Below are 14,652 nucleotides of genomic sequence, written 5' to 3'. Positions count from 1 at the left end.
ATCCCAATGAGCGAACAACCTTTCTGGCAACAAAAAACACTGGATGAAATGACCGACGCGGAGTGGGAATCACTGTGCGACGGCTGCGGACAGTGCTGCCTGCATAAGCTAATGGATGAAGATACCGACGAGATTTACTTTACCAACGTCGCCTGCCGTCAGCTCAACATTAAAACCTGCCAGTGCCGTAACTACGAGCGTCGCTTCGAGTACGAACCGGACTGCATCAAACTCACGCGTGATAATCTGCCGACCTTCGAATGGCTGCCGCACACCTGCGCCTATCGACTGCTGGCGGAAGGTAAAACGCTGCCGCACTGGCACCCGCTGCTGACCGGCTCAAAAGTGGCGATGCACGGCGAACGTATTTCCGTGCGCCATATAGCGGTAAAAGAGTCCACCGTCGTCGACTGGCAGGACCATATTTTAAACAAACCAGGCTGGGCGCAGTAAACTCATCAAAATATTAGAACCGGGCATTCCCTGCCTGCGCGGCCCGGTTCTTTATTCGCATTAATATCCCATCATTCTCAATGCCAGCCAGATAATCCCTGCCCATAATAAAGCGCATGGGAAAAAAACAACACTAAGCGAACGCCAGCCGTTTCTACTCATCGGAAACCCCACATTTAAGTCATCATCACCAGGTGCGTTTGGCATTTCATCATCGGCGCGGGGGCGGGGAACTTTAGGAATATTTGTAAAGCAGATGTAGAAAAAAATAGACCCGGCGCGGTGGCCGGGCTGAAAGGGAGTTGACGAGCTGCCAGGTCTCCCCGGCGCGATGACTGCTTGCGGCGATCAGATGGGCAGGAAACTCATCATTAAATACGCGACGACAATGCAGATTAGCGTCATATACCAGACTATGCTCATGGTGACTTATCCCATTTCAGACTCAAACAAGACGAGCCTTTCGGGTAACGACTTTAAACATCCGGACGTCGATGATCAACCGCTTGCGCATCAGGGGATTAGCTTTTCTTTGCGTGGAACAGGCCGTCTTCGCCGTGGCTTTCATCCTCAACCCAGAAGTTAATATTGAACTGGGCATCATCGCTGAGCTCGATACGGTGCCAATACTGCGGTGGGCTGGTGGCGAACTGCCCGGCGTTGATGACGACCTTCACCTCCGGCTCGGTAGCCTGCTCGTCATGAAAACCGTAGTAGGTTACCGTTCCTTCCATTACGCACAGCTGACCGAAAACGTTAGCGGCAGTATTGTGATGGGTGAGCAGCGCCGCCGGAACATTTTCTTTAGTGAAGAACGGAGTGGAGCGTTTAACTTTCCAGTTAGCTGGGATACGCAGGTGAGACATGGTGAGCTCCTCAGTGGATGCATATAAGATGTATTTAATATGCATCTTTAAAGGGGCGTCGTCAACTTACAGGCATAAAAAACGCCCCCGAAGGAGCGTTTTCTATCTGGCAGGATAACTTAACGGCCGAACAGATCGCGTTTTTTAGCCTTAAATGGCTGAGCGATCAGCACCAGCAGACCGATGACCAGATAAGCGGCAAAGATGCCTACCAGCCACTGCGGCATCTCCAGCGTCAGGAATTCCCACTGGCGCACGGAGCAGTCGCCGGTGGCGACGAATACCTGCGGCAGCCATTTATCCAGCGGCAGCCATGTCGGGAAACGCGCGGCGAAATCGCAGGTCTGGAACGGAGAGGGGTACAGCTGAATCATGGTGTGTTCCCAGGCTAACTGCAAACCGCGTAGGGCGCTGTATAGCCAGATCAGCAGCGCGACGTAGCGCAACGGAGTTTTCGGCGCGATAGCGCCCACCAGTCCGGCGCCCATAATGCCAAACAGGGCGCAGCGTTCATAAATACACAACACGCAGGGCTGCAGCAGCATCACGTGCTGGAACCACAGCGCCACTAATTCAAGTATAAAAGCGGTTAACGCCATCAAGAGCCAGGCGCCGCGTCCCCGTGAGCACTGGTTTAAGTATTGCAACATAATCATTTCCCTGGAACATGCTAAATCATGGCAGTGTAAACGAAAACTACCGCGACGCCATCCGCTAGTCGGAAAATATTACGTAAATGAATATTCATTACCCGGGGTGAACCCGGGTAACGGGCTGCGCAATTACGGCAGTATTGGGGTGGTCAACCAGCCGTGGCTGAGCATCCACTGGGTGGCCGGCATCAACAGGGTTTCGACGCACAGCAGGCCGACCAGCGTTAACACGATGGTATAAGGCAGCGCCATCCACACCATTCTGCCATAAGAGAGGCGGATCAGCGGCGCCAGCGCCGAGGTCAACAGGAACAGAAATGCGGCCTGGCCATTGGGGGTGGCGACGGAGGGCAGGTTAGTACCGGTATTAATGGCGACCGCCAGCATTTCAAACTGCTGCAGGCTGATAACGCCATGCTCCAGCGCCGCTTTTGCTTCGTTGATATACACCGTACCGACAAAGACGTTATCGGAGATGGACGACAGCAGGCCGTTAAACAGATAGAACAGCGATAGCTGAGCGTGCGGCGAAGCCTGCAGGACGAACTCAATCACTGGGGCAAACAGATGCTGATCGATAATCACCGCCACGATAGCGAAAAACACCGTCAGCAGGGCGGTAAACGGCAGCGCTTCGGTAAAGGCTTTACCGATGGCGTGCTCGTCGGTCACGCCGGAAAAGGTGGTTGCCAGCACGATGACGGAGAGGCCAATCAGGCCAACTTCCGCCAGATGCAGGGCGAGGGCGGCAATCAGCCACACGCCGATGATCCCCTGGGCGATAAGGCGCATCCGATCCTGGCGGCTACGGCTCTGGCGGCTACGGTCGTCGAAATCCTGCAGGACTTTGCGCACCGGTACCGGCAGCGGCTCGCCATAGCCGAACAGACGAAATTTTTCCAGCAGCAGGCAGGTTATCAGGCCGCACAGGATAACCGGCAGGGTTACCGGCGACATACGAATGAAGAACTCACCGAAGTGCCAGCCGGCGGCTTTGGCGATAATTAGGTTCTGCGGTTCGCCGACCATGGTCATCACGCCGCCGAGGGCGGTACCGACGCCGGCGTGCATCATCAGGCTGCGTAAAAAGCTGCGGAACTGTTCGAGCACGTCGCGGTAATGCTGATCGATGTGGCTGTCATCAAGCATGTCGTTATCATCAGGCCGCGCGGAGGCGACGCGATGATAAATGCCGTAAAAGCCTACTGCCACGCTAATGACCACCGCCACGACGGTGAGCGCGTCGAGGAAGGCGGAGAGAAAGGCGGCCGCAAGGCAGAAGGCCAGCGACAGCAGCATCTTGCTGCGGATCCCCAGCAACAGACGGGTAAAAATAAACAGCAATAGCTGCTTCATGAAATAGATCCCGGCCACCATAAACATCAGCAACAGCAGGACTTCGAGATTATTGGCTATCTCTTCGCGGATATGTTCGGGGCTGGTCATACCGATCAGCACCGCTTCTATCGCCAGCAGGCCGCCAGGCAGTAGCGGGTAGCATTTGAGCGCCATCGCCAGGGTGAAGATAAACTCTACCACTAACAGCCAACCGGCAACAAATGGTTGCAGATAAAACGCCAGCGGGTTAACCACCAGGAAGATAATCAGGAGAAGCTTGTACCAGTCTGGCGACTGGCCAAGAAAATTGCGCCACAGGGCGCGGCCATAAGACATTTCCACGACAGAGGTCCTTCCGTCAAACAACATGATTTTATGCGTAACTATTGCAAGATTACCAGTTGAGTAAAAAGGGAAGCAACTTTCTTCGCGGCGCATGACAGGTAATGGAAGGCGTTAAGCAAAAGCTGAAAATGAAACGGCGATCCCCTTTTAATTACTTTCAGATGCTATCTGGCGTATGACTGCTCTGGTATGATGAGTGCAATTTGCAACGCTGTGTAATGGAAATCTTACTATGGTCATTAAGGCGCAAAGCCCTGCGGGTTTCGCGGAAGAGTACATCATTGAAAGTATCTGGAATAACCGTTTCCCGCCTGGATCTATTCTCCCTGCTGAACGTGAACTTTCTGAACTGATTGGTGTGACCCGAACAACTCTGCGCGAAGTGTTGCAACGTCTGGCCCGTGATGGCTGGCTGACTATCCAGCACGGTAAACCGACGAAGGTGAACAACTTCTGGGAAACCTCCGGACTGAATATTCTTGAGACGCTGGCGCGCCTCGACCATGATAGCGTACCGCAACTGATTGATAACTTGCTGTCGGTGCGCACCAATATCTCGACGATTTTTATTCGTACCGCCTTCCGCCAGCACCCGGACAAAGCGCTGGAGGTACTGTCTACCGCCCGTGAAGTTGAAGATCATGCCGACGCTTTCGCCGAACTGGATTACAACATCTTCCGCGGTCTGGCGTTTGCCTCCGGCAACCCCATCTACGGTCTGATCCTCAACGGCATGAAGGGGCTGTATACCCGCATCGGCCGTCACTATTTTGCTAATCCGGAAGCGCGTAGCCTGGCGCTGGGTTTCTATCACCAGTTGGCGAAAGTGTGCGAAGAGAGTCAGCACGATAAAGTGTACGAAATCGTCCGCGCCTATGGCCACAACAGCGGCGAGATCTGGCATCGGATGCAAAAAACGCTGCCCGGCGATTTAGCCATTAATATGCGCTAAGTACGGCTCACTCTATAAAAATGCCCGGATAATCCGGGCATTTTTTTCAGCCTTACAGCGCGTTCTGCCGCGGCGGCGTGCGATCCAACAGCTCAACGCTGCCGTCGGCATTCTGCTGCTCAAGGATCACGTCAAAGCCCCACAGGCGGTGAACGTGTTTGAGTACCTCGCGGCGGCTCTTATCCAGCGGCACGCGGTTGTGCGGCACATAGCGCAGCGTCAACGAACGGTCGCCGCGCAGGTCAACGTTCCAGACCTGAATATTCGGTTCGAGGTTGCTGAGGTTATACTGCGCCGACAGCTTAGAACGAATTTCCCGATAGCCTTCCTCATTATGAATGGCGGAAATCTCCAGGTAATTATTGTGGTCGTCGTCGAGTACGGTGAACAAGCGGAAATCGCGCATCACCTTCGGTGACAGGAACTGGCTGATAAAACTCTCATCTTTAAAATCGCGCATGGCGAAATGCAGCGTCTCCAGCCAATCGGAACCGGCGATATCCGGGAACCAGTAGCGATCTTCTTCCGTTGGCGACTGGCAGATACGTTTAATATCCTGGAACATGGCGAAACCCAGCGCGTAGGGGTTGATCCCGCTGTACCACGGGCTGTTGTAGGGCGGCTGGAACACCACGTTGGTGTGGCTGTGCAGAAACTCCAGCATAAAGCGCTCTGTCACTTTTCCTTCGTCATACAGATGATTGAGGATGGTGTAGTGCCAGAATGTCGCCCAACCCTCGTTCATAACCTGAGTCTGCTTCTGCGGATAAAAATACTGGCTGACCTTACGCACGATACGCAGGATCTCGCGCTGCCAGGACTCAAGCAGCGGCGCGTTCTTCTCCATGAAGTACAGCAGGTTCTCTTGCGGTTCGGAAGGATAACGGCGGCTCGCCTCGATGGCTTTTTCCTCTTCCCGTTTTGGCAGAGTACGCCACAGCATGTTCACCTGGCTTTGCAGATACTCTTCGCGGCTTTTCTGTCGCGCCTTCTCCTCCTGCAGCGATATTTTCTGCGGGCGTTTGTAGCGGTCGACACCGTAGTTCATTAGCGCATGGCAGGAGTCGAGCAATTTTTCGACTTCATCGACGCCGTAGCGCTCTTCACATTCGGTAATGTATTTACGCGCGAATATAAGGTAGTCGATGATTGAGCTGGCATCGGTCCAGCTGCGGAACAGATAGTTGTTTTTAAAGAAGGAGTTGTGCCCATAACAGGCGTGCGCCATCACCAGCGCCTGCATGGTAATGGTGTTCTCCTCCATCAAATAAGCGATACAAGGGTTGGAGTTAATGACTATCTCATAGGCCAGACCTTGCTGACCGTGTTTATACGCCTGCTCGGTTTCGATAAATTTTTTGCCGAACGACCAGTGGGGATAGTTGATCGGCATCCCGACGCTGGAGTAGGCGTCCATCATTTGTTCGGAGGTGATCACCTCGATTTGATGCGGATAGGTGTCAAGACGATACAGTTTCGCCACCCGATCGACCTCGGCGAGATAGGTTTCCAGCAGTTCAAAAGTCCAGTCGGGTCCATCGCTTAACCGGGTGGTGTCCCTGTTCATGGAATCAATCGTAGCCATTAGCGCGCCCTCGTTGTTGGTGGTTCTCTCTTTATGGAGAACCTCTTATCAAGCATAGAACACGCCATAACAAACTGCGTCTGCGGGTAATTTCTTTTCTTCGCGATTTCACAATCCTAAAGGCCTTAATTTAACATTTGTGCAGCATTTTATACTGAGGAAAAATAAAGCGCAGCAGGAGATCGTAAATCTCTGGTGTCAGTGCTGGTGCGGTTTGGTGTGAGATAAGTCACCATAAATAAAGCGTATGTTGAATAATATTTTCATCTGGGTTATCAATTTGTAATTAGATGATTGTTCTTTAACTATTACGGAGTGGCTATGCGAGTCGTCATACTGGGAAGTGGGGTGGTTGGGGTAGCGAGCGCCTGGTATTTAAGCCAGGCGGGACATGAGGTGACGGTTATCGACCGTCAGCCAGGGCCCGCTGAAGAAACCAGCGCCGCCAACGCCGGGCAGATCTCTCCCGGCTACGCGGCGCCGTGGGCGGCGCCGGGCGTGCCGCTGAAGGCGATTAAATGGATGTTCCAGCGCCATGCGCCATTGGCGATTGGCCTTGACGGCACGCAGTTCCAGCTCAAGTGGATGTGGCAGATGTTGCGTAACTGCGATACCCGCCACTATATGGAAAATAAAGGGCGTATGGTGCGCCTGGCGGAATATAGCCGTGATTGCCTGAAAGCGCTGCGTGAAACCACCGGTATCCAGTATGAAGGCCGCCAGGGGGGCACCCTGCAGCTTTTCCGCACCGAAAAACAGTATGAAAACGCCACTCGCGATATCGCCGTGCTGGAAGAGGCCGGTGTGCCGTATCAACTGCTGGAAGCCAATCGCCTGCGCGAAGTCGAACCGGCGCTGGCGGAAGTCAGTCATAAACTGACCGGCGGCCTGCGCCTGCCAAACGATGAAACCGGCGATTGCCAGCTCTTCACCACCCGTCTGGCGGCGATGGCCGAGGCGGCAGGGGTGACTTTCCGCTTTAATACCTCTGTCGATGCGCTGCTTTACGAAGGCGATCAAATCGCCGGTGTGAAATGCGGCGAGGAAATTATTAAGGGCGACGCCTACGTGATGGCGTTTGGTTCTTACTCCACCGCGATGCTCAAAGGGCTGGTGGATATCCCGGTCTATCCGCTGAAAGGCTACTCGTTGACTATTCCGATTGCCGAAGAGAGCGGCGCGCCGGTATCGACTATCCTTGATGAGACTTACAAAATCGCGATTACCCGTTTCGATAAGCGTATTCGCGTTGGCGGGATGGCGGAAATTGTCGGCTTCAATAAAGAGTTGCTGAAGCCGCGCCGCGAGACGCTGGAGATGGTGGTTCGCGATCTGTTCCCGCGCGGCGGCTACGTTGAGCAGGCCACCTTCTGGACTGGCCTGCGGCCGATGACGCCGGATGGTACGCCGGTGGTTGGCCGTACACCGTACAAAAACCTGTGGCTGAACACCGGGCACGGCACGCTGGGCTGGACCATGGCCTGCGGGTCCGGGCAGCTTCTGAGTGACCTGATCTCCGGGCGTACGCCGGCGATCCCTTATGATGATCTGGCCGTGGCGCGTTACAGCCCGGGCTTTACGCCGGCTCGCGCTCAGCATCTGCACGGCGTGCATAACTAAGGAGCCTCCATGTCTCGTCCGGTAAAAGCCAGCATTGATCTGTCGGCTTTACGTCAGAATTTACAGATTGTTCGCCGCGCCGCCCCTGGGGCGCGCGTTTGGGCGGTGGTCAAGGCGAATGCCTATGGCCACGGCCTGGCGCGGATGTGGCAGGCGCTGAACGCCGCAGATGGATACGCATTGCTCAATCTCGAAGAGGCAATCCTGCTGCGGGAAAAGGGCTGGAAAGGACCGATTCTACTGCTGGAAGGGTTCTTTCACGCCGATGAACTGGCGCTGCTTGATAAGTATCGTCTGACCACCAGCGTACACAGCAACTGGCAAATTAAAGCCCTGCAGCAGGCTAAACTGCATGCGCCGCTGGATATCTATCTTAAAGTGAATAGCGGTATGAATAGACTGGGCTTTATGCCCGAGCGAGTGCATACCGTCTGGCAACAGCTGCGATCGCTCGCCAACGTCGGTGAAATGACGCTGATGTCGCATTTCGCTGATGCGGAAAACCCGGAGGGCATCGCGGAGCCCATGCGCCGTATCGAACAGGCGGCGGAGGGGCTGGACTGCCCGCGTTCGTTGTCGAACTCAGCGGCCACGCTGTGGCATCCGGAAGCGCACTTTGATTGGGTGCGTCCGGGAATTGTGCTGTATGGCGCATCGCCGTCGGGCCAGTGGCGGGATATTGCCAATAGCGGCCTGAAACCGGCGATGACCCTCAGCAGTGAAGTGATTGCCGTACAGACGCTGAAAAGCGGCGAACGGGTGGGCTATGGTGGGCTGTATCAGACATCCGGCGAGCAGCGCATCGGCATTGTCGCCTGCGGTTATGCCGACGGCTATCCGCGCGTCGCCCCGAGCGGCACGCCGGTGCTGGTCGACGGCGTACGCACCACCACCGTCGGGCGTGTTTCGATGGATATGTTGGCGGTAGATCTGACGCCTTGCCCGCATGCGGGTATTGGCGCGCCGGTCGAGTTATGGGGACAGGAGATTAAGATTGACGATGTCGCTGCGGCCAGCGGCACCGTCGGTTATGAATTAATGTGCGCCCTGGCGCCACGCGTGCCGGTAGTGACAGTGTAACTTTGTGTGAGGCGGATCACTCCGCCTCATCTTCCGCGACCCGCACACCCACCTTCAGTACGTGATCGTCCTCTTTTTCCGCGACCGTCCACACCATACCGGCAAACTCCACCTGATCGCCAACGACCGGCGCGGCGCCTAACAGTTGCTGTATCACATCACCCAGCGACTGCTGATGCTCGCGAAACTCCTCGCCGCCGTCGAGGCCGTAGATCTGCGCCACGTCGGCGAATTTAGCTTCCGCATCGAGGATGAAGTCGCCAAAGAATCGCTGATCGAGAGAAACCGGCGGCGACTGGCTAAACATTTTACCCAGCGCCGGCAGGTCGCGCTCGCGGCCGATAACACAAAGAATATCGCCATCCATCAGCCGCGTGCTGCCGGTAGGATGCAGCAGTACGTTGTCGCGGAAGAGTGCCGCGATGCGAGTCTCCGGCGGCATGTGCAGGTCGCGCAACGCTGCGCCAACGCACCATTTATCATCACCCAACTGGTAGACAAACTGTTCCCACGGATTTTCCGGATGGATATCCAGCCCGACGCGTGAGATAGGCCAGCCGACCGGTGGTACTACGACTTTCGCTTTTTTCGCCGCCCAGGAGAGCGAGGTGCCCTGAAGTAGCAGTGAAATCAACACCACGAAAAAGGCGACGTTAAAGAACAGCCGCGCGTTCTCAAGCCCGGCCATCATCGGGAAAACAGCGAGGATAATCGGCACCGCGCCGCGCAATCCGACCCAGCTGATAAACACTCGCTCGCGCAGATTAAAACCGCGGAACGGCAGCAGGCCGGCGAATACCGACAGCGGACGCGCGATGAAGATCATCCACATTGACAGCAGTAGCGCCGGAATCGCGATCGGCCACAGGTCGGACGGCGTCACCAGCAGACCCAGGACGAGGAACATGGCGATTTGCGCCAGCCACGCCAGGCCGTCAAAGTTTTGCAGAATGCCGTGGCGGTTGCGAATGGGTTTATTACCGAGCAGGAAACCGCAGAGATAGACCGCGAGGATACCGCTACCGTTAAGAGACGTGGTGACGGCGAAAATCATGATCCCGCCGCTTAGCGCCAGCAGCGGGTAGAGCCCGGTGGGCAGGACAATACGGTTAATCATCTGCAGCAGCAAATAGCCGCCGCCAAGACCAATAGCGATACCCAGACCGAACTGTTGAATGATATGCACCACAAACATCCAGCTCAGACCGGCTTCATGCTGCTGGATCATTTCAATCAGGGTAATGGTGAGGAATACCGCCATCGGGTCGTTACTACCGGATTCAATTTCAAGGGTCGAGCCGACGCGCTCGTTAAGCCCTTTACCGCCGAGCAGCGAGAAGACCGCTGCCGCGTCGGTGGAGCCGACAATGGCGCCGATCAGCAGCCCTTCGATTAAATCGAGCTTGAATAGCCATGCCGCCATCATCCCGGTAAGGGCGGAGGTTATCAGCACGCCGACCGTCGCCAGCGATAGCGCTGGCCAGAGCGCCACGCGAAACGAACTGGCCTGGGTGCGCATACCGCCGTCCAGCAGGATCACCGCCAGCGCGAGGTTACTCACCATATAGGCGAAGGGATAGTTATCGAAAGGAATGCCGCCGATACCGTCAACGCCTGCCAGCATACCGATAGCGAGGAAGATAACCAGAATCGGGATGCCGAGGCGCGAGGAGAAAGAACTCAATAAAATACTGCAGGTTACTAAAACAGAACCCAGGATAAACAGACTAATGACCGCAGCGGCGTCCAATGTTCACGTACTCCTTGTCAGCGTGAAGGGGTGAAAATTACACCATTTTAACAATCCGCGCGTTTTCAGGATACTCGCGCAGAGGAATTTTTATTCCGCCAGCACCGGATGGCCGCTTATCGTTAACGCTGCGACAGAGGCGTTGTTGACCAGCCGTGCCCGTGCGCCGAGAGGCAAAGTCACGGTGCGCTGTTCATGACCGAATTCGAGTCCGGTGAGCAGCGGGATGGCGAGTTGCTGACGTAGCCAGGCGTAGACGGTGGGTAGATCGTAACCGTCGTCGTAGTCGTTGGGTTGCGCCCCGGTAAAGCTGCCGAGCACAATGGCCCGCTGGCGGGCAAGGATCCCGCTGTTGAGCAACTGCAGCAGCATACGCTCTACGCGGAACGGGTGTTCGTTGATATCCTCAAGCACCAGAATACCGCCGTCAATCTGCGGTAGCCACGGCGTGCCGATGAGCGACGTGACCATCGCCAGATTGCCGCCCCACAGGGTGCCTTCGGCGCGGCAGGTTGGGCCATCGCTTTGCCATTCGAGGGTAAACTCCGGTTCGCGCAGCGCCTGCCAGAAGTGATGTTCAGTAAACGCATTCAGGGTTTCAGCGCCGAAATTGCCCGCTAACATCGGCCCACTGAAGCTGATAGCGTTGGCTTTAGCCAGCAGTCCCATCTGGATGGCGGTGAAATCACTGTGGCCGCAGATAAGCAGCGGATCCTGCCGCTGGCGCGCGGACAATGCCTGCCAGTCGATTTGCGGTAGTAACCGGGTGGCGCCATAGCCGCCGCGTACCGCCAGCACGATGCGGTTTTTTCCCTCGAGGGCCGCAAGTTGGTTAATATCGGCCAGGCGTTCGCTGTCGCTGCCGGCGAAACGCTGCTGTCGACGGGAGATCGCCTGTTGGTTCAGTACCTGATGACCGGCCTCCTGCAGACGGGCCACGCCAAGGGCCGCAGCCTGTTGATTGATACAGTAACCGGAAGGGGCGACCAGATAAAACTGAGACATGGCAATTCCTTGCAAAGAATGAAAGGGTTATCATGCCGCCTGGAACGTGTATTGTCATCTCCGTGCGGCAAACTTCAGCCAATAAGGATAGATGTGTGAAATTGAGATGGTTTGTTTTTTTATTTGTATTGTTGGCCGGTTGTAGCTCGAAGCACGATTACACCAATCCGCCGTGGAACCCGGAAGTCCCGGTGAAGCGGTCGATGCAGTGGATGCCGATCAGCGAAAAAGCCGGCGCCGCGTGGGGGGTAGACCCGCAGCTGATAACGGCGATCATCGCGATTGAGTCCGGCGGTAATCCTTCGGTGGTCAGCAAATCCGGCGCGGTAGGACTGATGCAGTTGAAGCCGTCGACCTCCGGGCGTGATGTCTATCAACGGATGGGGTGGCGTGGTCAGCCTTCGGTAAGCGAACTGAAGAACCCAGAGCGCAATATCTCGATGGGGGCCGCTTACCTGAGTATTCTGGAAAACGGCCCGCTGGCGGGGATTAAGGACCCGCAGGTGATGCGCTATGCGGTGGTGGTCTCTTATGCTAACGGCGCGGGCGCGCTGCTGCGTACTTTCTCGTCGAATCGCCAGGACGCTATTGACGAGATTAACGATCTCGATGCCGATGAGTTCTTTGAACACGTGGCGAAAAAGCATCCTGCCCCACAGGCGCCGCGCTATATCTGGAAACTGCAGAAAGCGCTGGACGCGATGTAATTCCTATCCTTGCGTTGCCTCCGGGAGGTTCCCGGAGGCAACGTTGTCAGAAATCGTAGCCCACGGTTGCCGTGACGCTGCGTTCAGCCCCCCAGTAACAGTTGCCGGTGCCGTAGCAGCCGGAAAGATATTCGCGATCGCCGATATTATTCGCGTTAACCTGGATATAGGCGCCTTTCATCGCTGTCGACCACGCTCCGAGGTCGGCGCGCGCCATCGCATCTATCAGGGTGACTGACGGTAAACGTTCGGTATTGGCGTCATCAGCCCACTGTTTACCGATATAGCGCACGCCCGCGCCAACAGTAATGCCCGCCGGCAATTGATAGCGCGCCCAGAAAGAGGCCATCTGATCTGGCGACAGCTGCGGCGTATTACTATCGGTGCCGTCTTTCGTGTCCTGGAAGCGCAGGCGATTCCAGGTATAAGAGGCAATAGTGCTCAATTGCGGCGTAATCTGGTTATGTGCTTCCAGCTCTACGCCCTGCGAATGCACTTTCCCGGCGGGAATATAGGTGGCGGTGGCAATGTTCGGGTCGCGGGTGGCGACATCCTTTTGCATCAAGTCGTATATCGCGATGCTATACAAATCGCTGCTGCCCGGCGGCTGGAATTTCAGGCCTGCTTCCACCTGTTCGGCGGTGGTAGGTTTTAATAACGTACCATCGGCGCCCGGCAGCATCGCCGGGGTAATCGCCTGGCTGTAGCTTAAGTAGGGCGAAAGGCCGTTATCGAGCGCGTACAGCAGCGAGGCGCGGCCGCTGATGTGATCGTCGGAGCGGCGGTTCGACGTGCCTGAGGTGTCGCTAACCTGCTGTGAAACGATGCGGTCGTAGCGCCCGGAAACATCAAGATGCCAGCGGTTCCATACCATCTCATCCTGCAGATAAAGCCCGGTCTGGTAATAACGGCGATTATTATTATCGCTGTAGGTGATGGTATGCCCCGTTTGCGGCGTATAGCCGGTGAACGGGTTGAGCGGCGCCGCGTTGCCGGCGCCGGTCCACAAATCGTTGCGGAAGCGATGATACTCAGCGCCGAGGATTAGCGTATGCGTCAGTTCACCGGTGGCGAAATCGGCGCGCAGGCGGTTATCGGTTGACCAGGCGTCCAGCGACCCGCGGGAACCGCTGTAGCCGCGGGAAAGCATGTCGCTGTCACCTACCCAGCCAACCTGATAAACCTGATCCAGCGAGACATTTGTATGGGTATAGCTGCCCGCGGAGTAGGCCGACCAGACATCGCTAAACTGGTGGTTGAACTCGTAGCTGTAGATCTGTTCGCGGCGCTGGTAGCCATCGCCCGGATCGCCTTCATTGGTGCTGGGTGAAAGTTTACGGCCGTTGTGCGCGTAACGGGTGCCATCCAGCGGCAGAGAGCCGTGGTAGCCGCCTGAGGGATCTTTTTGCAGGTAGGCGCGCAACAGCAGTGAAGTATCGCTATCCGGTTGCCACAGCAAGGAAGGCGAAATCGCGTAGCGCTCTTCGCGGGTATGGTCATACTGCGTATCGCTGCTGCGGGTCATGCCGATGAGCCGCCAGGCCCACTGGTCATTGATGGCGTCGGTATAGTCAAAGGCCGCGCCCTTGGTATTTTGCGTGCCGCCGGTCAGGCGAAAGTGACCCTGCTGGCTGAACTGCGGCCGTTTGGAGGTCAAATTGACCACCCCGCCCGGTACGCTCTGACCATAAAGGGCGGAAGAGGGGCCGCGGATGACGTCGACGCGCTCAATAAACCATGGATCGATCTGCAGCACGTTATGGCTGCCGCCGTCGCTCATCAGGCGCATGCCGTCAAGGAACAGGTTATCGACGTCACCGCCGTGGTAGCCGCGCAGCGAGATGGTATCAAAGCGCGTCGCGCCGCCGCCAAAACTGGAATAAACCCCCGGCGTATACTGGAGCGCCTGGCTTACGGTATTGGCGCCCTGATCGGCGATCTGCTGGCGGGTGATCACCGATACCGACTGGGCGGTAGTTATCAACGGCTGATCGGTTTTCGTGGCGCCGGTTGACGTTTTGGCGCTATAGCCTTGTGTCTGCGCGCTGGCGGAGTCGTCAGGCTTTGCGGTAACGATTAGAGTATCTTCCGCCTGCGCGGCGAGAGGGAAGGCGGCCGCGAGGGCGCACACCAGCGCGGAGCGTTTGAAGTAAACAGAGGAGATCATGCCATAATCCTGAATAGCGCGGTCTGGCACTCCTGTGCGCCGCCGCGGAAATAAACGAAATGCTTTTTCGTTAAAAATAATGCGAATTATTATCGTTTGCTTTTGCATGATCAAGCAAAATAGTCCTCCTC

The 14,652-nt window shown here is 56.2% G+C and carries 12 protein-coding genes; 5 read left to right on the top strand and 7 right to left on the bottom strand.

Annotated features, from left to right (window positions below; genetic code table 11):
- Positions 1–6 precede the first annotated feature (6 nt).
- Positions 7–453 carry a YcgN family cysteine cluster protein gene (locus ABLV08_RS10810; protein WP_047048681.1) on the top strand — a complete coding sequence of 149 codons (447 nt, stop codon included), beginning with the start codon at positions 7–9 and terminating at the stop codon, positions 451–453.
- Between the two features lie 521 nt (positions 454–974).
- On the opposite strand, the gene ABLV08_RS10805 is transcribed toward ABLV08_RS10810, so the two are convergent.
- The 3 genes from ABLV08_RS10805 to nhaB all read right to left on the bottom strand — a co-directional run bounded on the left by ABLV08_RS10805 (position 975) and on the right by nhaB (position 3,652).
- Positions 975–1,319: a DUF1971 domain-containing protein gene (locus tag ABLV08_RS10805; protein WP_015366061.1), complete on the bottom strand. Its 345-nt coding sequence runs from the start codon at positions 1,317–1,319 to the stop codon at positions 975–977.
- A 119-nt stretch (positions 1,320–1,438) separates the two neighbouring features.
- Entirely contained in the window at positions 1,439–1,969 is a 531-nt protein-coding gene (gene dsbB, locus ABLV08_RS10800) for a disulfide bond formation protein DsbB (RefSeq protein ID WP_047048679.1), read from the bottom strand.
- A gap of 132 nt (positions 1,970–2,101) precedes the next feature.
- Entirely contained in the window at positions 2,102–3,652 is a 1,551-nt protein-coding gene (gene nhaB / locus ABLV08_RS10795) for a sodium/proton antiporter NhaB (protein ID WP_042893438.1), read from the bottom strand.
- Positions 3,653–3,887: 235 nt separating this feature from the next.
- Here nhaB and fadR point away from each other — a divergent pair, with 235 nt between their 5' ends.
- Positions 3,888–4,607: a fatty acid metabolism transcriptional regulator FadR gene (gene fadR, locus ABLV08_RS10790; protein ID WP_015366064.1), complete on the top strand. Its 720-nt coding sequence runs from the start codon at positions 3,888–3,890 to the stop codon at positions 4,605–4,607.
- Between the two features lie 52 nt (positions 4,608–4,659).
- Here fadR and ABLV08_RS10785 read toward each other — a convergent pair whose 3' ends face one another.
- Positions 4,660–6,192, bottom strand: coding sequence for a SpoVR family protein (locus ABLV08_RS10785; protein ID WP_015705842.1), 1,533 nt, complete (start codon positions 6,190–6,192; stop codon positions 4,660–4,662).
- 321 nt (positions 6,193–6,513) lie between these two features.
- Here ABLV08_RS10785 and ABLV08_RS10780 point away from each other — a divergent pair, with 321 nt between their 5' ends.
- Both ABLV08_RS10780 and dadX read left to right on the top strand, forming a co-directional pair.
- A complete protein-coding gene (locus ABLV08_RS10780) occupies positions 6,514–7,812 on the top strand; it encodes a D-amino acid dehydrogenase (protein ID WP_126028128.1) in 1,299 nt (432 codons plus the stop codon).
- A gap of 9 nt (positions 7,813–7,821) precedes the next feature.
- Complete coding sequence (dadX, locus tag ABLV08_RS10775; protein ID WP_015705840.1) at positions 7,822–8,892, top strand: catabolic alanine racemase DadX; 1,071 nt, start codon at positions 7,822–7,824, stop codon at positions 8,890–8,892.
- Positions 8,893–8,908: 16 nt separating this feature from the next.
- Here the strand turns inward: dadX and ABLV08_RS10770 are convergent, their stop codons facing one another.
- Both ABLV08_RS10770 and ldcA read right to left on the bottom strand, forming a co-directional pair.
- Positions 8,909–10,642 (bottom strand): potassium/proton antiporter, encoded by a 1,734-nt coding sequence (locus tag ABLV08_RS10770; RefSeq protein WP_015366069.1) that lies wholly within the window; start codon positions 10,640–10,642, stop codon positions 8,909–8,911.
- A 90-nt stretch (positions 10,643–10,732) separates the two neighbouring features.
- Entirely contained in the window at positions 10,733–11,647 is a 915-nt protein-coding gene (gene ldcA / locus ABLV08_RS10765) for a muramoyltetrapeptide carboxypeptidase (protein WP_047048676.1), read from the bottom strand.
- Between the two features lie 95 nt (positions 11,648–11,742).
- On the opposite strand from ldcA, the gene emtA reads away from it, so the two are divergent.
- Entirely contained in the window at positions 11,743–12,354 is a 612-nt protein-coding gene (emtA, locus tag ABLV08_RS10760; RefSeq protein ID WP_015366071.1) for a membrane-bound lytic murein transglycosylase EmtA, read from the top strand.
- A gap of 46 nt (positions 12,355–12,400) precedes the next feature.
- Here the strand turns inward: emtA and ABLV08_RS10755 are convergent, their stop codons facing one another.
- On the bottom strand, positions 12,401–14,521 hold the full coding sequence (locus ABLV08_RS10755; RefSeq protein ID WP_045387483.1) for a TonB-dependent siderophore receptor: 2,121 nt from the start codon (positions 14,519–14,521) through the stop codon (positions 12,401–12,403).
- Positions 14,522–14,652: the final 131 nt, after the last annotated feature.

Origin of the sequence: Klebsiella sp. CN_Kp088 (assembly GCF_040064335.1) — a bacterium.
Taxonomy (GTDB): domain Bacteria; phylum Pseudomonadota; class Gammaproteobacteria; order Enterobacterales; family Enterobacteriaceae; genus Klebsiella; species Klebsiella aerogenes.
Note: the sequence above shows the minus strand (reverse complement) of the source record. Positions and strands in the feature narration are given on the sequence as shown.